Annotated in this window: 19 protein-coding genes and 1 riboswitch; of the genes, 5 read left to right on the plus strand and 14 right to left on the minus strand. The window is 59.2% G+C overall.

What is annotated here, in order from left to right:
* Window positions 1–129 precede the first annotated feature (129 nt).
* Complete coding sequence (locus tag Q0Z69_RS05140; protein ID WP_298030365.1) at window positions 130–792, minus strand: Crp/Fnr family transcriptional regulator; 663 nt, start codon at window positions 790–792, stop codon at window positions 130–132.
* Between the two features lie 193 nt (window positions 793–985).
* Here Q0Z69_RS05140 and Q0Z69_RS05145 point away from each other — a divergent pair, with 193 nt between their 5' ends.
* Entirely contained in the window at window positions 986–1,417 is a 432-nt protein-coding gene (locus tag Q0Z69_RS05145; RefSeq protein WP_298030367.1) for a CBS domain-containing protein, read from the plus strand.
* A 106-nt stretch (window positions 1,418–1,523) separates the two neighbouring features.
* On the opposite strand, the gene Q0Z69_RS05150 is transcribed toward Q0Z69_RS05145, so the two are convergent.
* The 10 genes from Q0Z69_RS05150 to Q0Z69_RS05195 form a co-directional block, all read right to left on the minus strand.
* The gene (locus Q0Z69_RS05150) at window positions 1,524–2,582 is read right to left on the minus strand and encodes a type IV pilus twitching motility protein PilT (RefSeq protein ID WP_298030368.1); all 1,059 of its coding nucleotides are present in this window, start codon (window positions 2,580–2,582) and stop codon (window positions 1,524–1,526) included.
* 18 nt (window positions 2,583–2,600) lie between these two features.
* The gene (locus Q0Z69_RS05155) at window positions 2,601–3,005 is read right to left on the minus strand and encodes a hypothetical protein (protein WP_298030371.1); all 405 of its coding nucleotides are present in this window, start codon (window positions 3,003–3,005) and stop codon (window positions 2,601–2,603) included.
* Window positions 2,998–3,423, minus strand: a complete 426-nt coding sequence (locus Q0Z69_RS05160) for a hypothetical protein (RefSeq protein ID WP_298030373.1) — start codon at window positions 3,421–3,423, stop codon at window positions 2,998–3,000. Before Q0Z69_RS05160 ends, Q0Z69_RS05155 begins: the two co-directional genes overlap by 8 nt.
* Complete coding sequence (locus Q0Z69_RS05165; protein WP_298030374.1) at window positions 3,420–3,926, minus strand: DUF4860 domain-containing protein; 507 nt, start codon at window positions 3,924–3,926, stop codon at window positions 3,420–3,422. Before Q0Z69_RS05165 ends, Q0Z69_RS05160 begins: the two co-directional genes overlap by 4 nt.
* Window positions 3,923–4,243, minus strand: coding sequence for a hypothetical protein (locus Q0Z69_RS05170; protein WP_298030378.1), 321 nt, complete (start codon window positions 4,241–4,243; stop codon window positions 3,923–3,925). Before Q0Z69_RS05170 ends, Q0Z69_RS05165 begins: the two co-directional genes overlap by 4 nt.
* A 4-nt stretch (window positions 4,244–4,247) precedes the next feature.
* Window positions 4,248–5,285 carry a type II secretion system F family protein gene (locus Q0Z69_RS05175; protein WP_298030381.1) on the minus strand — a complete coding sequence of 346 codons (1,038 nt, stop codon included), beginning with the start codon at window positions 5,283–5,285 and terminating at the stop codon, window positions 4,248–4,250.
* Between the two features lie 167 nt (window positions 5,286–5,452).
* Complete coding sequence (locus tag Q0Z69_RS05180) at window positions 5,453–9,454, minus strand: S-layer homology domain-containing protein (RefSeq protein WP_298030384.1); 4,002 nt, start codon at window positions 9,452–9,454, stop codon at window positions 5,453–5,455.
* 77 nt (window positions 9,455–9,531) lie between these two features.
* Window positions 9,532–9,885, minus strand: coding sequence for a hypothetical protein (locus Q0Z69_RS05185; RefSeq protein WP_298030387.1), 354 nt, complete (start codon window positions 9,883–9,885; stop codon window positions 9,532–9,534).
* A 42-nt stretch (window positions 9,886–9,927) separates the two neighbouring features.
* A riboswitch (cyclic di-GMP riboswitch) is annotated at window positions 9,928–10,019 on the minus strand.
* A 287-nt stretch (window positions 10,020–10,306) separates the two neighbouring features.
* Complete coding sequence (locus tag Q0Z69_RS05190) at window positions 10,307–11,548, minus strand: threonine synthase (RefSeq protein WP_298030389.1); 1,242 nt, start codon at window positions 11,546–11,548, stop codon at window positions 10,307–10,309.
* A 12-nt stretch (window positions 11,549–11,560) separates the two neighbouring features.
* On the minus strand, window positions 11,561–11,752 hold the full coding sequence (locus Q0Z69_RS05195; protein WP_298030391.1) for a YlcI/YnfO family protein: 192 nt from the start codon (window positions 11,750–11,752) through the stop codon (window positions 11,561–11,563).
* A 130-nt stretch (window positions 11,753–11,882) separates the two neighbouring features.
* Between Q0Z69_RS05195 and Q0Z69_RS05200 the strand changes: the two genes are divergently transcribed.
* Window positions 11,883–12,080 carry a hypothetical protein gene (locus Q0Z69_RS05200; RefSeq protein WP_298030395.1) on the plus strand — a complete coding sequence of 66 codons (198 nt, stop codon included), beginning with the start codon at window positions 11,883–11,885 and terminating at the stop codon, window positions 12,078–12,080.
* A gap of 57 nt (window positions 12,081–12,137) precedes the next feature.
* On the opposite strand, the gene Q0Z69_RS05205 is transcribed toward Q0Z69_RS05200, so the two are convergent.
* The 3 genes from Q0Z69_RS05205 to Q0Z69_RS05215 all read right to left on the minus strand — a co-directional run bounded on the left by Q0Z69_RS05205 (window position 12,138) and on the right by Q0Z69_RS05215 (window position 15,938).
* Window positions 12,138–13,613, minus strand: a complete 1,476-nt coding sequence (locus tag Q0Z69_RS05205; RefSeq protein ID WP_298030398.1) for a pyridoxal-phosphate dependent enzyme — start codon at window positions 13,611–13,613, stop codon at window positions 12,138–12,140.
* Window positions 13,610–14,272 (minus strand): transcriptional regulator, encoded by a 663-nt coding sequence (locus Q0Z69_RS05210; RefSeq protein ID WP_367272237.1) that lies wholly within the window; start codon window positions 14,270–14,272, stop codon window positions 13,610–13,612. Before Q0Z69_RS05210 ends, Q0Z69_RS05205 begins: the two co-directional genes overlap by 4 nt.
* Window positions 14,273–14,483: 211 nt before the next feature.
* Window positions 14,484–15,938 carry a sodium:solute symporter gene (locus Q0Z69_RS05215; protein ID WP_298030401.1) on the minus strand — a complete coding sequence of 485 codons (1,455 nt, stop codon included), beginning with the start codon at window positions 15,936–15,938 and terminating at the stop codon, window positions 14,484–14,486.
* Window positions 15,939–16,322: 384 nt separating this feature from the next.
* On the opposite strand from Q0Z69_RS05215, the gene Q0Z69_RS05220 reads away from it, so the two are divergent.
* The 3 genes from Q0Z69_RS05220 (at window position 16,323) to arcC (ending at window position 20,448) form a co-directional block, all read left to right on the plus strand.
* A complete protein-coding gene (locus Q0Z69_RS05220) occupies window positions 16,323–17,735 on the plus strand; it encodes a YgeY family selenium metabolism-linked hydrolase (protein ID WP_298030404.1) in 1,413 nt (470 codons plus the stop codon).
* A 202-nt stretch (window positions 17,736–17,937) separates the two neighbouring features.
* The gene (gene ygeW / locus Q0Z69_RS05225) at window positions 17,938–19,128 is read left to right on the plus strand and encodes a knotted carbamoyltransferase YgeW (protein WP_298030407.1); all 1,191 of its coding nucleotides are present in this window, start codon (window positions 17,938–17,940) and stop codon (window positions 19,126–19,128) included.
* A 384-nt stretch (window positions 19,129–19,512) separates the two neighbouring features.
* On the plus strand, window positions 19,513–20,448 hold the full coding sequence (gene arcC, locus Q0Z69_RS05230) for a carbamate kinase (RefSeq protein WP_298030410.1): 936 nt from the start codon (window positions 19,513–19,515) through the stop codon (window positions 20,446–20,448).
* Window positions 20,449–20,614 lie beyond the last annotated feature (166 nt).

The raw sequence follows: 20,614 nt of genomic DNA on the forward strand, positions 1-20,614 counted from the left end.
TTACGCGGGGTGTTCCTGCGATCAGACACATTGTTTACATTTTAACAGATTCACGTTGGACAGTCAATTCCTTTCCATAGTCAAAGCCCCAAATTTTTTGTGTTTCCTTTGTGGCTTTCGTGGGAAGACTCACCTCAACAGGGTTATCTGCCGCCCGTTGGATCGGATCAGCCCCTCCTCCCGCAGGCGCTTCAGCTCCCGCATCATGGCGCTGCGGTCCGTGGCGATGTAGTCCGCCAGGGTGCTGAGGGAAAAGGGCAGAGTAAAGCTGTCGCTCCCCTCCTGCTCCGACATCTGGCGGAAATAGCACAGCAGCTTTTCCCGGATGGAGCGGCGGGACAGCACATCGACCCGCCGGCTGAGGGCCTGGGCCTTTTCCGAGATCAGCCGCAGCATGTTCTGCACCAGCATGCTGTGATGGGTGCAGGCCTTTTCGCACCGCTTCAGGATGTGGGGATAGTCGATGAACAGCACCTCGCAGGGAGAGCGGCACACCACCTCCAGGCTGTCGCTCCCGCTGCCGGCGAAGGCCAGGGAGCGGCCGAACACGCCGCCAGGCCCCAGCTCCTCCAGCACGGTGGCTACGCCCTCCTCGTCAATGCGGATCAGCGCTGCGCTCCCCCGCTCCAGAACGCCCACCACATCTGCCTGGGGAGACGCCAGGTCACAGATCAGCTCGTCAGACCGGAAGCTGCGCCGCACCGCCTGAAAGCAGCTGAGCATCCGGACGTACTCCTCATAACTGATATCCTGAAATAACGGGCTTTTTTCAAATTCCTCCTGTTTCAGCAAAATAGCCCCCTTCTTTCTGTTGCATATATCACAGTCTTATCGTACCAGCTTTCCCTGAAAAAGTAAAGAGCTATTTAATACAAATTTCATAAATTATTCATCATTACTGCCGGAAGATATTGTATATTATAGATAAAGAGCACCGACCCCATCACAGGCGGTCAGCCCGCCTTGAAGAAATGAGGCAGATCCAGTGAACATAGCTTATTTTCTGCTCCCCAAGAACCGTGTCGCTTATCTGTATGATGACTGCACTTTTCGCCAGGGGCTGGAAAAGATGCGGCATCACGGCTACACAGCCATTCCCGTCATAACCCGCACCGGCCAATATCTGGGCACTGTCAGCGAGGGGGATTTTCTCTGGCGCATCCTGTCGGAGCAATCCTGCTCCATGAAGGAGCTGGAACACCTTCAGGTGCGGGATATCCTGCAGACCTGCAACAACTATCCCTCCGTTCGCATCACTGTTACCATGGAGGAGCTGCTGCAAAGCGCCATGAACCAGAATTTCATCCCTGTGGTGGATGACAGCGGCAGCTTCATCGGCATCGTGACCCGCAAGGACATCATCCGATACTTCGCGGAGGAAAAGGGCGCAGTCTCCCCATTGCAAAAGATCGTATAGGCGCGGAACACAAATCCGGCGGGAGATCTCTCCCGCCGGGCTTTTTTATGACCGGCGCAGTTGAGAAGACGCTCCTTTTCAACTGCGCCTCTTCCGTTACTGGCCGTCAGGCCAGGCGGCGGCGCAGCTGCTCGGGATTGTCCGCGTAGTCCAGCGCCGTCTCCATGGTGATCTGCCCTGCCCGGTACAGCGCCAGGATGGACTGATCCATGGCCAGCATCCCCTCCGCGCTGCCGGAGGCAATGGCGTTGTCGATCTGGTGGCTCTTGCTGTCCCGGATCATGCTGCGGATGGCGGTATTCATGTGCATGATCTCATAGGCGGGCACCAGGCCGCCGTCCTTGTCCGGCAGCAGCTGCTGGGACACCACCGTCCGCAGCACCATACTCAGCTGGACCCGGATCTGGGCCTGCTGGGTGCTGGGAAAGGAATCCACGATTCGGTCCACGGTGTTCACCGCTCCCTTGGTGTGGAGGGTCGCGATGAGCAGGTGGCCGGTCTCCGCCGCCGTCATGGCGGTGCGGATGGTCTCCTGATCCCGCATCTCTCCCAGCAATATCACGTCCGGTGCCTGCCGCAGGCAGGCCCGCAGGGCGGAGAGGTAGTTCTCCGTATCGATGGCGATCTCACGCTGGCTGACGATGCTCTTCTGGTCCCGGTGAAGATACTCGATAGGGTCCTCCAGTGTGATGATATGGGCCTCCCGCGTCCGGTTGATACGGTCGATGATGCATGCCTGCGTGGTGGATTTTCCGCTGCCCGCTGTGCCGGTGACCAGCACCATGCCGTGGCCCGTGTCCGCCAGGTCCATCACCGCCGGGGGGATATGGAGAGACTGCCAGTCCGGGATATCGAAGGCCACCACCCGAACCACCGCCGCCAGAGAGCCGTGCTGGCGGTAGGCGTTGACCCGGAATCGGGCCAGGCCCGGCAGGGCGAAGGAGAAGTCGTCGTCTCCCGCCTCCCGATAGTGGTCCATGGGCCGCGCGGCCATGGTATACAGCTCCGCGATCAGCCGCTCCGTCTCCTGGGGAAAGACCCGCTCATCGCTGACGGGGCGGATGCGCCCCTCCGTTTTTTCACAGACGGGGCCGCCGGCCACGATGAACAGATCCGAAGCCCGGTCCTCCACCGCCCGTTTCAAATATTCCAACAGTTCTGCCATGGCAGACACTCCTTTTCGTTAAAACATAAAGCCGTCCCACAGCTGTAAGCTGTCGTCCGCCTGCCAGTCGGTAACAGACACCGCCTGCCACCGCAGCACGGTCCAGGCCGTTCCCTCCAGCCGCACCTCTACCTCCAGGGCCTGGGTGTCGGAGATGGGGCAGGTGTAGGCATACGTATCGCCGTCAACAGTGACGCCGCCCGGAAGCTCCCCCGCCCGCAGTCGGGCCAGGATCTCTTCCGCCTGATAGTCCGCCGCGTAATAATTTGCCACCGCTTCGGCGGAGGCGTCGGACAGCCGCCCGTCCGCCCGAACAGTGGACAGGCTCAGCAAGGCAAACACCGTCAGGCACAGCACGGCGAAAATCACCAACAGAGAGCTTCCGCCCACCGCCGGCGGGGAAAACCGCTCCTTTTCACGCATCGCCGTCCACCTCCTGCCATGCCACGTCCAGGGAAAACAGCTCTCCGCCGTCCCACTCCACCGCCACATGGGCCATGGCCAGACCGGATACGCCGGAGTCTGTCCCCTGGGCCGTCAGGCGGTACGTGCCGCCGCCAGGCTGCCAGTTTTCGTCATAATCGACCCACAGCAGTCCCTGGGCGCAGTCTCCGCCCAGCCGGTCCGCTGCGTCGGACAGCCGCCGGCCCATGTCGCCCCGGCCGCTTTTCAGCGTTTCCGCCGCATTCTGGGCCGCCAGGACCGCCTGGTCCCGCGCCTCGTACCGGCGGGACGCCCGGTCCGACAGCACGAACACCTGCACGCACAGCGCCGCCGCAAGGGCGAACACCAGCACCATCATCAGCTGCTCCATCAGCGCCAGGGGCGCCTTGCTCTTCATGCCGCCCCCTCCTCTCCGCTGCGGAGCGCCAGGACGATCCGGTCTGCCTCGCCCTGGGCATAGGTGATCTCCGCCTCCAGCGCGCCACTGACGGTCCAACCGAAGGTCAATCCCCCGACCTCCAGGATCTTCTCCCCATCCTCCGGGGACAGCGCCGCGCCGGCGTCGCTGAACAGCTCCCGGATGTAACCGTCGTGGTAATAGACCCGGGTGATGTACTCCGTGCCGTCAATGGCCTCCCGCAGGAGCAGGACCTCGCCGCCCGCCTGCCCATCGAAGCCGGACACCTCCACACTGCCCGCCGCGTCTCCTTGGCGGACCTTCGTGGCGATATACTGGGCGGCGGTGCGGCGGTCATAGGCGCTCCGGTCCCGCTCCGTCAGGCTCCGGTAGGCGTCCGCCCCCAACAGCAGCACCAACAGCACGCAGGCTGCGAAAATGCCGAACAGCAGCAGCACCAGCAGGCCGTCTGTATGATGTTTGATCGGTTTATTCCTCATCATGTCTCATTTTCCAGCACCGTGATATCCGGCATCAGATTCTCCGCGAAAATCTCATAGTACACCGTGTACCGCTCCTCGTCCACCTGCACACCATAGTGCTCCTCCAAATAGGCCACGTCCATGGGATAGATCCCCTCCACCGCGTAGCAGGCCACGGCAGCCCGGCGCAGGGAGTCCTCCAGCTGCCGCTTTCCCTCCTGGTCCCGGCCGGTCCGCAGCCGCTCCAGAGATGTGGAGAAGCACAGCAGCACCGCCGCGGCCAGCGCCAGCAACATTCCGCCCCGCAACAGGGCGGGCCAACGTCTCGTCCGTTTCATCGTCTCACCCGATCGCCGTCATGATATTCATCAGGGGCAGCATCACCGCCAGCAAAATGGCGCCCACCAGCAGCGAGGTCACCAGCACCAGCGTCGGCTCTACCCGGCTCACCTTCTCCTCCAAAGCAGTCTCACTGGCCTCTGTCAGACGGCGGGAGACCTCCTCCATCACCGCGTCCACGGTGCCGCTGCGCTGGCCCAGGGCCAGCAGACGGCATTCCGCCGCCGGCAGCACGCCGGTATCCCGCATGGACCCGGCCAGCTCTCCGCCCTGCTCCAGCAAGTCCAGACAGGCTCTGCACCGAGCCTGAGCGGCCGGCACATCTCCCTGCAGCTTGCCAGACAAGGCCAGCGCCTCCTCCAGCGGCAGACCGCTTTGCAGGCCCATGGCCAGCGCCTGGGCAAACCGGGCGGTGTTCAGCTGGCGGGACACGCCTTTGTCCCCCCGGCCCTTCCGCCACCAGGACAGTATCGCCTCCCGGAAGCGCCCGCCAGCGGCAAAGGCCGCCAGAAAAGCCACCGCCAGGACCAGCAGGACGCACAGCACCGGCATGGCGGCGTCCAGCCCCCGGCCCAAGGCCAGCAGGCCCCCGGCCACGCCGGTCAGCTGCCCGCCCAGGGAGGCGTACACCTCGTTGAACACCGGCAGCACCTGGCTCAGCAGCACCACGATCACCACCAGCATCAACAGCAGCAGCACCGCCGGATACAGCAGTGCGCTGCGGATGCGCCGGTCCAGCCGCGCCCGGTCCTCGTAGTACCGGGCCAGCGCCGCCAGGGCCTCTTCCAGCCGTCCGGCCCGCTCACCCACCTCAATGAGTCCCGCCGCGTACTCCGGGAACTGCTCGGACTTCCGGATGGCCTCCGCCAGCGGGCAGCCGTCGTCCACCTGGCGGGCCAGGTCCTCCAGCAGCGCCCGGTCCACCTGGGTCTCCTCCGCCAGCAGAGCCAGACCGTCGCCCACGCCCACACCGGCGTGGAGCAGCAGCGACAGCTCCAGGCAGATATCCGCGATCTGTTCATGTGTCAATGCGTTTTTCATGCTTCGCTCCAGTCAAAAATGGGCCACGCCCATTTTTCCATAGAATTCTTTTTTAATATAGCAGATTCTCCGCAAAAAAGGAAGCCCCTTTTGGGCAGAAAAAACGTCCCCAGCGGGAACGCTTTGGGCCGGAAAAAGCCCCGGGCGGATGCCCGGGGCTTTTGGTCTTATTCGTCCCACACGGGATCGGCGTTCAGAGCGGTCCAATTTTCCATCAGTTCGTCCTTCACGCGGCGGTCATAGTCGTGGGAGTTGGTGGCTTCCAGCACCACGAAGTAGTGCCAGTCGCTGGGGTTATTGTCGCTCCACTGGGTCGCGTTCGCCAGCAGGCCTTCCTCATCCACGCGGCGCTCCAGCACATTGTTGATGAGCTTCATGGCCGCGGCGCGGGTGATGTTGTTCTTGGGACGGAAAGTGCCGTCGGCATAGCCGTCAATCCAGCCCAGGTAAGAGGCATAGGCGATCTCATCCTTGGCCCAGTAGTCCTCCGGTACATCGGTGAACAGGTTGGGCAGTCCCTCCTGCACCACGGAGAAGCGGGCCGCGATAGCCGCGAACTGGGCGCGGGAGATGTAGGCGTTGGGACGGAAGGTGCCGTCCTGGAAGCCGGTGATCACGCCGGCGTTGCTCAGCGTGGAGATCGCCTTGTTGGCCCAGTAATCGGCGGAGACGTCGCTGTAATTATTCAGGTCCGCGAAGTAGATGGCGCGGGTCTCCTCGGTCATCAGGCGGTAGAAGATGGTGGCCACCTGGGCGCGGGTGATATAGTTGTTGGGACGCACGGTGCCGTCGGCATAGCCCTTGATGTAGGCGAAGTGATCCTCCTTGTTCAGGTTCAGGTCGCCCGCCAGAGGCACCTCCTCGTCCAGGATGGTGGTATCGTCATCATCGTCACGGCGGGGAGGATCGTCGTCATCGTCATCATCGTCGCCCGGGTCATAGCTGCTGCGGCCAAAGTTGGCGGTCACAGTGTAGTCCTTGCCGCCCTCAACGGTGATCGCCTTATTGAGAGTCGCACCGCTGGTGCTGCCGGGCACGCCTGTGATGGTCCAGTTGCTGAAATAGGTACGGGAGATGGACGTATTACGGCTGGCAGTCGCAGAAACCGTGATACTGCCACTCGCAACATACTCGCCCTGATCGTCCTTCAGCGTAAAGACCTCGGAGGTCTTGTTGACCGTACCGTAGTTGTTGTTGGTCTTGTAGGTCACCTTGACCTGATACTTGTCGGGGATCTCGTCGCCCTGTCCGGGTTCAGTGCCGCCGACCTTGTCGGTATCGTAATACAGCCGCAGCGTTACGATATCATCAGCGCTTTCAATTTTCTTCAGAGTTCCGCTCATGGTGGAGACCTGCTCATTCAGGCAGTAGCCCTCGTAGGTCTTTGCTTCAGCCGTTACAGTGTCTCCGATCTTGCCGGGCAAACGCTCCGTGTCCGTTGCGGTCTCGGGATACGTTCCATCGGCATCTGCCTTGTAATGTTCGACGATGTACAGAACCGTTTCGCCAGGAATGATCGGGGTCGTGCCTGGGATGAAAGTATAGGTATAAGTCACATCCTCTGTGCCGCTGACGGTTTCGGGAGGCGTTGTATCCCAAGCGCCGTTTTTGAAGCCCTCGCCAGCTATCATATCGGTAGGCGCGGTCAGCGCGGCACTGCCGTTCTCTGCCCACTTTCCTTCCGTTTCCAGCGTCAGATATTCGACCTTGGGATCAGTCGTTCCGTCAGCCCAGGTGCCGTTGACCACTTCGAAGGTGACCTTCTTCTGGTACTTGTCAGGTGTGCCATCGCCGCCATCATCGCCGCCGACCACGTCGATATCGTAATACAGCCGCAGCGTTACGATATCATCAGCGCTTTCAATTTTCTTCAGAGTTCCGCTCATGGTGGAGACCTGCTCATTCAGGCAGTAGCCCTCGTAGGTCTTTGCTTCAGCCGTTACAGTGTCTCCGATCTTGCCGGGCAAACGCTCCGTGTCCGTTGCGGTCTCGGGATACGTTCCATCGGCATCTGCCTTGTAATGTTCGACGATGTACAGAACCGTTTCGCCAGGAATGATCGGGGTCGTGCCTGGGATGAAAGTATAGGTATAAGTCACATCCTCTGTGCCGCTGACGGTTTCGGGAGGCGTTGTATCCCAAGCGCCGTTTTTGAAGCCCTCGCCAGCTATCATATCGGTAGGCGCGGTCAGCGCGGCACTGCCGTTCTCTGCCCACTTTCCTTCCGTTTCCAGCGTCAGATATTCGACCTTGGGATCAGTCGTTCCGTCAGCCCAGGTGCCGTTGACCACTTCGAAGGTGACCTTCTTCTGGTACTTGTCAGGTGTGCCATCGCCGCCATCATCGCCGCCGACCACGTCGATATCGTAATACAGCTTCAGTGTCAGGATCTTGACTTGTTCGCCCTCCAACGTCGGCATGACAACTTCGCCGGACTGGATGGAAGTCTCGGTATTCAGCGCATAGCCACTATATTCTTTAGGATTGGCCGTGACCGTCTTGCCGATCTCACCGTACAGGGGGAAGTCCGTATCTTCTTCTTGTAGGGTATACCCTTCCCCACCCTCATTTTCCAGATAATGCTCCACCTTGTAAGCGGCTACCTTGGGTTCGATCTGCTGGCCCTCAGCTACAAACGTCCAGGCGCCGGTGATCATCACATCTTCCGCAGGCATCTCAAAGTTTTCTGTATGATCCCAGCCAATGAAGGTCCACTTTCCATCATAGGTCCCATCTGTGGCCTCTTCCGTGGTCAGAGGCGCGGCAATTTCCACAGGTGCGCCGTACATGTAAGAGGCTGTTTCAGGAACCTTACTGTCCGCAGGCGCGTTCCCAGTGACCTGATAGGTCACTGTATAAAAATTGCGGGCATAGTACAGCTTCAGAGTTACGATATCCTCGGCGCTTTCAATTTTCTTCAGCGTGCCGGTCATTATGGAGTTCTCCGCATCCAGGCTGAAGCCCGTATAGGACTTTGCCGTGGCCGTTACTTCGTCTCCGATCTCGCCGGGCAGACGCTCTGTTTCATCCGCAGTTTCGGGATATGTTCCGTCCAAAGTCTCCTTGTAATGCTCGACAATGTAGAGAACATGATCGGGTTCAAACGGAGTCGCGGCCAACTCATAAACAGCGGTCAGCGTCATGTCTTCAGCCACGCTAAGCTCCGTGCCCGCCTGATAGGAAGTCCCGTTTTCATCCTGCCAGTTGGTAAATACATAACCTTCTTTGGTCGGAGCGGAGGCGATGGTGATGGTCTCATTTTCCCTTACGGTAACAGGGTCATAATTTCCATTGGGATCAGGAGTTCCGCCATTCAAATTGTATGTAACCGTATACTTTTCGCCAAAGTCGATCTCAGGGGAGCCGATGGCGTCGGTGGTGAACTCCACCGGGCCGCCGGTCTTTGTGCTTTCAAATTCCAAAGAAACGCCGGTATTGGTCTTGATGACGCCGGACGGGTCAACGTCCTCTTTCAGCCGGATCGTGAAGGAGACCGTCTGCTCCTCCGCGCCGATGGTGCCGATGTCCCAGACCAGAGCGCCGTCTACGTCAGTCGTCAAGCCACCAGCGTCTTCCACTTCAAAATAATCGGTATTGACCACGTCGGTCATCACCGCGTTTTCACCGGCGTTGATGGTCTCCTGAATGGTCTGACGCAGTTGATCGAGGATGGTGTCCAGCGCGTCAGAGGCGGCAGCGGTATAGAGAGGGTTGTCGTCCTTGTCCACAGAGGAAATGGCTATCAGCGAATCCTCAGTGCCACTATCAACATCAATGCCAACGGTCATGATGGTAACGCCGGAGTTCTTCAAAGCATCCGCTTCTAATTTACCATCTATTGGGCCATAGATACCACTCCCTCTCTCAGGTTCTCCGTCGGACAGGAACACGATGAACTTATTTTTATTCTCGCCTCTGTCCAAAATGGCCTTTGCCGCTTTCAGACCAGCGGTATAGTTCGTGCCGTCTCCATGCTTTGCGTTCAGGTCCTGGGAATCAATTTTACTATTTAACTCAGCCGCGTCTTGGGTCAGCGCAACTGAAAAATGGCTCTTGCCGGAGAAGTCCGTCAAGCCGACGTTGATCTCGCTTCCCTCTGTCAGCATACCACCCACGAACTGCTTTGCCGCTTCCTTGGCGTAATACATGCGGTCATAAATAGTGTACACGTCTTCATTGCAAAAGCCTGGAGCGCTAAATTCAAGCCACCAATGCACTGGGCACTGATAATAAGTATATGATCCTCCTAAACCATACTTAGTTTTTCTTCAAGCTTTTTGCCGCACGTTGTCCTATCATAATCAACTCTGTCAGCCATACTACCGGAGCTGTCGATCACCAGCACCACGTCGGCGGGCAGGTCGGTGGTGGTGGTGCTCTGGGAACTGGTCCCCTTTACCGACAGCGTGATGGTATATGTACCATCTCCATTGTCCCTGACCGTCTTGTCCGCGGTCACGCCTGTCGCTTCCTGAGCGGCGTCTTTGTCGCCATATTGGACAACATCGCTCGCCGCCAGGGCCGCCGTGGGCAGGATGCCGGTCAGCATGCATACCGCCAGAAACACAGCGAATAGTTTTTGCAGTCGCTTCTTTGCCATCATGTTCTTCTCCCTTATTCCAAGAATTTTGAAATCCGAATATGCGGCGGCTGGGCCGGCGTGGCGGGCGCGCTCCCCGCTTTAGCCCCCTGGCTTTGCGTCCCGGCCTTTCAGCCGGTTTGCTTTTTTCGAATATTCCGCGGACTCCCCCGCGCGGGAATGAAAAGGACCTTCTGTCTTGCTGGCGCAAGACAGAAAACGGGCAGCCCGTTTTGGCATGGCCGCCGGCGCTCCCGCCGTCGTTTCATGGGGCTATTATAGCACACCCTGGTTACAAAATCAGTTACAAATCCAAATTTTTACTTCAAAATCACATTGTCATTTTTAACAAATTTAATCGTAATATTTTATATATTTTTTACATCGTTTCATTCCTGCGCACATGTGGAAAGCGGGGGGCCGCCGCCCCCCGCTCTGTTCTTTATTCCGGCTGGATGCCCCGCTCCGCAAAGGCCCGCAGCAGCAGGTCCATGCCGGCGGGGATGGTGATGGGCTCGCCGCAGGACTTGATGGCGTTGGCCACATCCTTCAGGCCGTTGCCGGTGACCACGCTGACCACGGCGTCGTCCTTTCCGATGATCCCCTGTTCGCACAGCTTTTTCACGCCCGCCGCGCCGGTGACGCCCGCCGGCTCGCCGAACACGCCGCAGGTGCGGCCCAGCAGCTTCTGGGCGGCCATGATCTCCTCATCGGTGACGTTGACCGTGAGGCCATGGCTCTCCCGGATGGCCATCAGGGCCTTGTCGGCGTTCCGGGGCACGCCCACGGCGATGGAGTCCGCCAGGGTGTTCTCCTCCATGGGGTGCCAGGGCTCGCCGGTCTCGATGGCGCGATTCAGGGGGCAGCAGCCCGCCGCCTGGGCGGAGATCAGACGGGGCAGACGGTCGATGAACCCGATGGCGTACAGGTCCTTCAGGCCCTTCCAGAGGCCCGCGATGGTGCAGCCGTCACCCACGGAAATGGCGATGTAGTCCGGCACCTGCCAGTCCAGCTGCTCCATGATCTCCAGAGCCACGGTCTTTTTGCCCTCGGACAGATAGGGATTGATGGCGGCGTTGCGGTTGTACCAGCCCCACTTGTCGATGGCAGCCTTGCTCAGCTCGAAGGTGTCCTCATAACTGCCCTGAACGGAGACCACGGTGGCCCCAAAGGTCATCAGCTGGGCCACCTTGCCCTTGGGGGCGCGGGAGGGGACGAAGATGTACGTTTTCAGGCCCGCCGCCGCGGCGTTGCCCGCCAGGGACGAGGCCGCGTTGCCGGTGGAGGAACAGGCGATCACCTTGGCCCCGGCCTCCCGGGCCTTGGCCACCGCCATGGCGGAGGCGCGGTCCTTCAGGGAGGCGGTGGGATTCTGGCCGTCGTCCTTCACCCACAGCTTTTTCAGGCCCAGCTGCTCCGCCAGGCGGGGCTCTTCATACAGCGGGGACCAGCCGACCCGCAGGGGCGTAGGCTGGGTCGCCTCTTCAATGGGCAGCAGCTCCCGGTAACGCCACATGGTCCGCTCCGCCCGGGCCGCCAGCTTTTCCTTGGTGAGCTGGGACCTGATGTAGTCGTAGTCATAGGTGATGTCCAGAATGCCGCCGCATTCACAGGTAGTCAGGTCCGGCGTAGCCTCGTAGGTCCGGCCGCACTTGACGCATTTGCCATATAAGACGTTTTTCATAGAGGATTCTCCTTATTCAGATTTATCCTGCTCTCCATCCTCTTTCAAATTCTCCAAAGCCACACGGACTGCTTCAACCACAAAGGCAGTAAAAGTACACTCTTGACCTCGGATCGCCTCCTCGACCTGCTCAATTACATCGTTTGGAAAACGAATGCTTTTGCTGGTGGTCGATGGAATTTTGGGGATTTTAAATTTAGCCATACCGCACCTCGTCATACAAGTATATGACAAGTGTATTGCAATATACGTTTCATTGGTGAACTGCAAAATGAGCTGCATTTGAATTGCATTTGTAGCTCAGCTGTGGTATACTTCGAACGAGGTGATAAAAATGGAAAATCTCCCCAGGTACTACACGATCCTGTTCAACGCCGTGACAGACGCCATCACCGCCATGGAGCAGCACAATTTCGGCACGGCGAAGGCGCTGCTGATCCAGGGACAGCAGGCGGCGGAAACCGCTTATATCGGAGGGAAGGAGGATGTGTCCCGCACCGAGACACTGGAAAAAAGAGCCGCATCAATTTAACAACAGGGGCGGGGCCGGCAGCCCCGCCCCTGAGGCGTTTTTCAGGTAGGTGAATTTTTACAGCGCTTTCAGCACGCCGCTCTCCTCGTTGAAGGCGTTGATCAGCTCATCCAGATCCTTGGCCTGAGCGTGGACGGTGTCCCAGGTGCCTTCCACGTCGTACCACAAGGCGTTCAGGTCGTGCATGTCCTTGCCCTGCTGCTCGACCCAGGTGTAGTACTTCAGGTTGTGGACCCGCTTGCGGTCAGCGTAGGTCAGCTCCATCAGGTTGTCGGTCTTGAGACCCAGCATGTGCAGATTGTGGTCCAGGGCAGCCTCATGGACGTTGTAGGCGCCGTGGAGCTCGTTCAGCTCGGTGACGCGGCTGCCGTACATCACGGCGGAGTCGGTGAGGACGGTGCCCACCACGTCGTGCTCGGTAAACTCGTAATACTTGGCCATCTTGATGCAGCACAGCACGTTGGCGATGCCGGAGATGCCCAGCCAGGTCAGCTTCTCCACCAGCTCGGGGTCCAGCTTCAGGGTGTTCAGCAGGTAGTCCTGGCCCTCGGGGGTGTTGAACAGGCGCAGCAGCCGCTGGCTGTCCTCGTCGTCGATGGCGATGGCCATGTCGGTGTTCTTCACGTTGTGGATCCAGGGGATGTGCTTGTCGCCGATGCCCTCGATGCGGTGGCCGCCGAAGCCGTTGTTCAGGATGGTGGGGCACTGGAGGGCCTCGCCCACCGCCAGCTTCAGGTGGGGATACAGCTCCTTCAGCCTATCGCCGGTGGACATGGTGCCGGCGGAGCCGGAGGTGAACGCCGCGCCGGCGAACTTATCGCCAGGACGCTTGACGGCCTCGAACACATCCGCCAGGGCGTTGCCGGTGACGTTGTAGTGCCACAGGGGATTGCCCATCTCCTCAAACTGGTTGAAGATCATGTACTGGGGGTCCAGCTTCAGCTCGTTGGTCTTGTCGAAGATCTCCTTCACGTTGGACTCGCAGCCGGGGGTCGCAATGACCTCGGCGCCGATCTCGTGGAGCCAGTCGAAGCGCTCCTGGCTCATCTCAGCGGGCAGGATAGCAACGCCCTGAGCGCCCAGCAGCCGGGAGTTGAACGCGCCGCCGCGGCAGTAGTTGCCGGTGGACGGCCAAACAGCCTTATGCACGTCCACATCGAACTGGCCGGTGACCAGCCGGGGCGCCAGGCACCCGAAGGACGCGCCCACCTTGTGGCAGCCGGTGGGGAACCACTTGCCCACCATGGCCACGATGCGGCAGGGCACGCCGGTCAGCTCCGGCGGCAGCTCGATGTAATTGGGCACCGCCTGGAACAGGCCGCCGCTCTCCTTGGCCTCGTTCTTCCAGGTGATGCGGAACAGGTTCAGGGGATTCACATCCCACAGGCCCACGTCCTTCAGCTTCACCTGGACCTTCTCGGGAATGGTCTCGGGGTGCTGCATCTGGGCGATGGTGGGGATGATGATGTTGTTTTCTCTGGCCTTCTTGATGTTGTGGGCCAGGCCCTGCTTGTTGATGCTCAAATCGATCATGACGTTTTACCCTCCTGTTGTTTGTTGTCGATATAAGAATACAGAGTGTACTTGGATATCCCGAAATACTTGGCGATCTTATCGCCGGACTTGGTGACCAGAAAGGCCCCGTTCTGGTTCAGGAACTGGATGGCCCGCACCTTGTCATCTTTGTTCATCAGCGCCACCGGCTTTCCCACCAGGGCCACCGACTGTTGGATCAGGTCCTCCAGCAGGTCGTTGACGTTGACGATCTTCTCCGGCTCCGTCTGGGTCGTGTCCCGGGGAGAGATCAGGTCCTTCACCGCCCCGTCCAGCATAGCCAGGGCCGAGATGTCATAGTTGATGGCCAACAAGGCGATGACCTTGCCCCGGTTGTTGCGGATATATATCGTGGAGGATTTCAGCACCTTGCCGTTGGGGCTTTTCGTCAGGTAGCCCAGGTGGTCCTCCACCGGGATGTCCAAATGGGCATCCTGCTGCACGAACTGCTCCACCGCCACGTTAGAAGCACCGTCTCCCACTTTCCGGCCCGTCACGTGTCCATTTTCGATGTAGACGATGGAATTGTCCATCGTTTTGCCGCAGAGGTCGTGGATGACCACCTCACAGTTGCTGCCAAACTGCGCCGCGATCCCCGCCGCGATCTGCTTCAGCATTTCCAGCTTATTCGCTTCCAACGATATACACGCCACCTTTCTCCTGTAGATTCTCTCATTGCTTCTGATATCATCATACCACATTTTCCAAAATAATCAACAGGTTTCCTAAATTTCTTTTAGTTTTTCTGCCATTTCCCAGCGAATTAACAAATATGGAGCGAAAGCCCGCCTGGGACTGGGTCCCAGGCGGGCTTGACAGCGTTTCATTTAGAATATGGCGCGGGAAAAATCAGTCCTCCTCAGGAGCCAACTCAGTGGTGAACTCCTTGGGCGGGAAGATCTTGGAGAAGATCAGGAAGAAGATGAGACCCACGATCAGTCCGGGGATGATGGGCTGGCTCAGCTTCATGCCGAACAGCACGCCGCCGGAAATCTTCTCCAGGTAAACCACCACGATGGAGCCGGCGATAACAGAGGCGATGGTGCCCTGCCAGGAGCCGCCCTTCCAGTAGTGGCCCAGCACATAGGGGAAGAAGGTGCCGGCCGCCCGGAGGGTAAAGCAGAAGGTCAGGATGGCGATGAGGCTGGCGGGGTTGAACAGCGCCGCGGCGGCAGCGATGACACTGACGATCACCATGGTGATCTGGGTGACCCGCATGATCTCCTTGCTGTCAGCCTCCGGCTTGATGTAGACATGATAGATGTCGTTGGCGAAAATGGAACCGGCGCCCAGCAGGTCGGAGTCGGAAGAGGACATGGTGGCGGAGATGATACCGGCGAACAGCAGGCCGCAGATGATGGCGGGCATGGTGCGGATGGCCAGCACGGGCAGGGCATAGCGAGCGCCCACGGCGTCGAACTCAGCGGAGCTGAACACGCCCATATTGATCAGGGCCAGAGTGATGATGCCCAGGATGGCGGGGATGAACGCGAACACGAAGTTGATGATGGCAGCCAGAACGGAGCCCTGCTTGGCAGCCTTGCCGTCACGGGCGGCATAGTACCGGGAAACAGCCTCCTGGCCCACGGTGAAAGTGGCCACATACATGATGACCAGGGAAATAACGGCCATGGGGCTGTAACCCTTGAACATATCAAAAGTCTCAGGCGGCACGTTAGCCACCACAGACTCCCAGCCGCCGGCGGTGTTCAGCGCGAAGGGCACGGCAATGATCATGCCGATGATGATGAGGAACACCTGCACAAAGTCGGTGAGTGTTACGGACCACAGACCGCCCATGACGGAGTAGGCCGTAACTACCACTGTCACAATGAGGATGGCAGGCTTGAAGCCGATGCCCAGCATGGTGGACAGAATGGTAGCGGAAGCCACAAACTGGCCTTCTGTCAGCCCGATCAGGGGAATCAGCATGATAATGGCGGTGACCAGGCCGGAGCCCTTGCCGTAGCGCCGGCGGAAATACTCAGGCACAGTCTTGACGGTAGCCGCCCGGAATTTGGGAGCCAGGAAGGTCAGGATGACAAAAGCGATGCCCATGGTCAGGATGTACCACGCGGAGGAAATGCCGTGGTTCTGCATGCCCTGCTGGACCACGCCCAGAGAGCTGCCGCCGCCGATTTCTGTGGCGGCCAGGGTACCGGCCATCAGGAAGGGGCCCAAACGGCGGCCCGCCACCATAAAGTCGGTGTTGGAGGTGATCTTCTTGGAAGAATACCAGCCGATGAACAGCATCACCAGAAGGTACAGCACCACGATCACTGTGACTGTCATGTTAACTTGCATTATGTGTCTCCTTTCTCAAACACACCAAAAACATACGGAGACCTGCCCCAATCACCACCGCCTATTTCACGCGACTGCCTTGGTCCAAGTCTCCATTGACAGGGAAATCATAGCAATTTTTTAGCGCCCTGTCAATTTCTTTGAACAGACTGTGAACGACATTCTCTCTTTTTACCAAATATTCTAAAAAATTTTTGTATAATCTAAATATTTTTCCGGTCGTTTTCCAGAAAATGCCTCTCTTGCCCGCCGGATTCTAAAAAATTTTTTGGTTTTCTAAAAAATCATTTGACAGCATGGCGTGCCCGTGATATCATAAAAATAAGTAGGGTGAATCAATCGATCACGCGTTCCTGAAAACTATATTTTATGGAGGGCAAACATATGGATTTTGAAGCGATCAAGAGAGCAGCAGAAGGCTATAAGACCGACATGGTCCGGTTCCTGCGGGAGATGATCTCCCACCCCAGTGAGAGCTGCGAGGAAAAGGAAGTGGTCATGTGCATCAAGGCCGAGATGGAGAAGCTGGGCTTTGACAAGGTGGAGATCGACGGCCTGGGCAACGTCATCGGCTGGATGGGCGAGGGCGAGAAGATCATCGCCATCGACTCTCATATCGACACTGTGGGCATCGGCAACATCAACAACTGGGAGGCCGACCCCTATCAGGGCTACGAGACCGACGACATCATCTTCGGCCGCGGCGGCTCCGACCAGGAGGGCGGCATGGCCTCCGCCGTGTACGGCGCCAAGATCATGAAGGACATGGGCCTGATCCCTGAGGGCTACAAGCTCATGATCGTCGGCTCCGTCCAGGAAGAGGACTGTGACGGCATGTGCTGGCAGTACATCGTCAACAAGTATTTCAACGGCCCAGAGGACGCCCGCAGCAAGATCGACTTCGTCATCTCCACCGAGCCTACCGACGGCGGCATCTACCGCGGCCACCGGGGCCGCATGGAGATCCGGGTGGACGTGAAGGGCGTCTCCTGCCACGGCTCCGCGCCCCAGCGGGGTGACAACGCCATCTACAAGATGGCCGACATCCTCCAGGACGTCCGTGCCCTGAACGAAAACGGCGACGGCCCCTCCAACACCGTCAAGGGCCTGGTGAAGATGCTGAATCAGGAGTTCAACCCCGAGCACTACGAGGACGCCCAGTTCCTGGGCCGGGGCACCTGCACCACCTCCCAGATCTTCTACACCTCCCCCAGCCGCTGCGCCGTGGCCGACAGCTGCGCCATCTCCATCGACCGCCGCATGACCGCTGGTGAGACCTGGGATTCCTGCCTGGAGGAGATCCGCCAGCTGCCCAGCGTGAAGAAGTACGGCGACGACGTGAAGGTCAGCATGTATATGTACGACCGTCCCGCCTGGACCGGCACCGTGTATGAGACCGAGTGCTTCTTCCCCACCTGGATCAACAAGGAGAGCGCCGCCCATGTCCAGGCCCTCATCGACGCCCACCACGCCCTGTGGGGCGACAAGCGTATCGGCCATGCCGACGCGGACCCCAAGAAGGACGCCATGCACCTGCGCGATGGCCGTCCCCTGACCGACAAGTGGACCTTCTCCACCAACTGCGTGTCCATTCAGGGTCGGTACGGCATCCCCTGCGTCGGCTTCGGCCCCGGCGCCGAGTCCCAGGCCCACGCTCCCAACGAGATCACCTGGAAGCAGGACCTGGTGACCTGCGCCGCCCTGTACGCCGCCGCCATCCCCCTGTATAAGCCTGAGAACAAGACCGACGACGTGACGGAGTTCCGCCAGAGCCTCACTGATAACGACATCAAATAAAGTGTATATTTGGAGTAGTATCAAATCTGATTGCGGCAGTCGTCTTATTCGGAGCCGGGGCAACGGAGATAAACAATCTTCAATATAGCATCCCGGCTACCCTCTGCGTCATAGGAGCTGTTTGTACAATCGTGAAGCTGAGGAAGGATAAGAAATAAGGGACCGCCGCGAACAATATAAAATGTGAAAAGGAGTATTGAACATGTCTAAGACCATTGAACTTGCCAAGCACCTGGAAAAGCTGCATATCAACAACATGTACAAGTCCGACTTCTACTGGACCTGGGACAAGACCGACGAGGAGCTGGACGCCATTTTCACCGTGGCCGACGCCCTGCGGGACCTGCGGGAGCGGAACAAATCGACCCGCATCTTCGACTCCGGCCTGGGCATCTCCATCTTCCGGGACAACTCCACCCGCACCCGGTTCTCCTTCGCCTCCGCCTGCAACCTGCTGGGCCTGGAGGTCCAGGACCTGGATGAGAAGAAAAGCCAGATCGCCCATGGCGAGACCGTCCGCGAGACCGCCAACATGGTGTCCTTCATGGCCGACGTCATCGGCATCCGGGACGATATGTTTATCGGCGAGGGCCACAAGTATCAAAAGACCTTCATGGACGCCGTGAAGGAAGGCTACCGGGACGGCATCCTGGAGCAGCAGCCCACTCTGGTGAACCTCCAGTGCGACGTGGACCACCCAACCCAGTGCATGGCCGACATGCTGCACATCATCCATGAGTTCGGCGGCGTGGAGAACCTGAAGGGCAAGAAGATCGCCATGACCTGGGCCTACTCTCCCAGCTACGGCAAACCCCTGTCCGTACCCCAGGGCGTCATTGGTCTGATGACCCGCTTCGGCATGGACGTGGTGCTGGCTCATCCCGAGGGCTATGACGTGATGCCCGAGGTGGAGGAAATTGCCAAGAAGAACGCGGCGGCCACCGGCGGAAGCTACAAGAAGGTCGCCACCATGGAAGAGGCCTTCCAGGACGCCGATATCGTCTATCCCAAGAGCTGGGCGCCCTTCGCCGCCATGGAGCAGCGGACCAAGCTGTATCAGGCCGGCGATCAGGCGGGCATCGACGCCTTGGAAAAGCAGCTCCTGGCCCAAAACGCCCAGCACAAGGACTGGACCTGCTCCGAGGAGATGATGAAGCGGACCAAGGACGGCAAGGCCCTGTATCTGCACTGCCTGCCCGCCGACATCACCGGACTGAGCTGCGCTGAGGGCGAAGTGGACAACAGCGTGTTCGACCGCTATCTGGTGCCTCTGTACAAGCAGGCCAGCTTCAAGCCCTACATCATCGCCGCCATGATCATGATGAGCAAGGTGAAGGACCCCGCGGCCACACTGATGGCCATGGACGCTGCCGGCAAACGGAAGCTGTTTTGATCTATAAAGGGGAACGGCGCCATGAATCAGAAACGCTGGAATCTTGTGACTGTAGCGGCTCTCGCCGCACTGGCTGCAGGCCTGCTCCTTACGCGGTCCGTTCCCTTGGCGGGGCGATTGCTGCTCATCGCTGGGACCATTGCGTTCCTTGCCAGTATGATCGGTTCCCGCCGTTCTGCAAAGGCTTACAGCTGCCCGCTCTGCGGCGGGCGGCTGCGGCCCATGGGCCGGTATTTTCCGGGCCTTCCTCAAACCAGTTTTTTTCACTGCACGCACTGCGGCGCTTCATTTCCCCTAGAGGAGCTGGAGAGAAACGAAGATTCCCAAAACCTCCATTCCTAACTCCTCATTCTTAATTCCTAATTGACCGAACGAGGTAATATCATGGGTAAACGTATCGTCATCGCCCTGGGCGGCAACGCGCTGGGCAAAAATCTGCCGGAGCAGATGATCGCTGTGAAGCACACAGCCAAGGCCATCGTGGACCTGATCGAAGAGGGCCATGAGGTAGTGGTGGCCCACGGCAATGGCCCCCAGGTGGGCATGATCAACATCGCTATGACGACCCTGTCCCGGGAGGACCCCACGCACCCCCTGGCCCCCATGTCCGTCTGCACGGCCATGAGTCAGGGCTACATCGGCTATGACCTGCAGAACTCCCTGCGGGAGGAGCTGCTGGACCGGGGGCTGGCAAAGCCCGTGGCCACCATCCTCACCCAGGTGGAGGTGGACGAGAAGGACCCCGCCTTCCAGAATCCCACCAAGCCCATCGGCACCTTTATGACCGAGGCCGAAGCGGAGGAGATGCGCCGCCGGGGCAACGCCGTCATGGAGGACGCCGGCCGGGGCTGGCGGCGGTGCGTGGCCTCTCCCCTGCCCAAGTCCATCATCGAGATCGACACCATCCGCGCCCTGCTGGATGCGGGCCAGGTGGTGGTGGCCTGCGGCGGCGGCGGCATTCCGGTGTACAAGACCGGCGTTCATCACCTGAAGGGTGCGGGCGCTGTCATCGATAAGGACTTCGCCTCCGAGCTGCTGGCGGAGGAGCTGGACGCCGACGCCCTCATCATCCTCACCGCTGTGGAAAAGGTGGCCGTCAACTTCGGCAAACCGGATCAGCAGTGGCTGGACCGCCTGACCCCGGAGGAGGCCCGGCAGTACGCCGCAGAGGGCCAGTTCGCCCCCGGCAGCATGCTGCCCAAGGTCCAGGCGGCGGTGAAGTTCGCCGAGTCCAAGCCCGGCCGCACCGCCCTCATCACCTTGCTGGAAAAGGCGAAGGACGGCATCGCAGGCAGGACCGGCACCTCCATCGCCCTGTAAAGGGCCAAAAAAAGCGGAGCACGGGACGTTGGGATATGCCTTTCACGGCCCCGCCCGGCAAAATAGGTCGACCTGTTAAAATCAGTTAGGGGGGCGGAAAACCGCTCCCCTTTTTTTGTGCGCTTTTTTTCAGATTTGTCTATTTTCATAAAGGTCGACAAACAGA

Origin of the sequence: uncultured Dysosmobacter sp. (assembly GCF_947631165.1) — a bacterium.
Classification (GTDB): Bacteria; Bacillota; Clostridia; order Oscillospirales; family Oscillospiraceae; genus Oscillibacter.

Bases quoted from the DNA above. Each gene is read 5' to 3' on its own strand.
- Q0Z69_RS05175 (WP_298030381.1), bottom strand. From the start codon at position 5,285: ATGAAAAACGCATTGACACATGAACAGATCGCGGATATCTGCCTGGAG.
- Q0Z69_RS05190 (WP_298030389.1), bottom strand. From the start codon at position 11,548: ATGAAAAACGTCTTATATGGCAAATGCGTCAAGTGCGGCCGGACCTAC.
- arcC (WP_298030410.1), top strand. From the start codon at position 19,513: ATGGGTAAACGTATCGTCATCGCCCTGGGCGGCAACGCGCTGGGCAAA.
- Q0Z69_RS05220 (WP_298030404.1), top strand. From the start codon at position 16,323: ATGGATTTTGAAGCGATCAAGAGAGCAGCAGAAGGCTATAAGACCGAC.
- Q0Z69_RS05200 (WP_298030395.1), top strand. From the start codon at position 11,883: ATGGAAAATCTCCCCAGGTACTACACGATCCTGTTCAACGCCGTGACA.
- Q0Z69_RS05205 (WP_298030398.1), bottom strand. From the start codon at position 13,613: ATGATCGATTTGAGCATCAACAAGCAGGGCCTGGCCCACAACATCAAG.
- Q0Z69_RS05185 (WP_298030387.1), bottom strand. From the start codon at position 9,885: ATGGCAAAGAAGCGACTGCAAAAACTATTCGCTGTGTTTCTGGCGGTA.
- Q0Z69_RS05150 (WP_298030368.1), bottom strand. From the start codon at position 2,582: ATGGCAGAACTGTTGGAATATTTGAAACGGGCGGTGGAGGACCGGGCT.
- Q0Z69_RS05170 (WP_298030378.1), bottom strand. From the start codon at position 4,243: ATGAAACGGACGAGACGTTGGCCCGCCCTGTTGCGGGGCGGAATGTTG.
- ygeW (WP_298030407.1), top strand. From the start codon at position 17,938: ATGTCTAAGACCATTGAACTTGCCAAGCACCTGGAAAAGCTGCATATC.
- Q0Z69_RS05165 (WP_298030374.1), bottom strand. From the start codon at position 3,926: ATGATGAGGAATAAACCGATCAAACATCATACAGACGGCCTGCTGGTG.
- Q0Z69_RS05215 (WP_298030401.1), bottom strand. From the start codon at position 15,938: ATGCAAGTTAACATGACAGTCACAGTGATCGTGGTGCTGTACCTTCTG.
- Q0Z69_RS05160 (WP_298030373.1), bottom strand. From the start codon at position 3,423: ATGAAGAGCAAGGCGCCCCTGGCGCTGATGGAGCAGCTGATGATGGTG.
- Q0Z69_RS05155 (WP_298030371.1), bottom strand. From the start codon at position 3,005: ATGCGTGAAAAGGAGCGGTTTTCCCCGCCGGCGGTGGGCGGAAGCTCT.
- Q0Z69_RS05195 (WP_298030391.1), bottom strand. From the start codon at position 11,752: ATGGCTAAATTTAAAATCCCCAAAATTCCATCGACCACCAGCAAAAGC.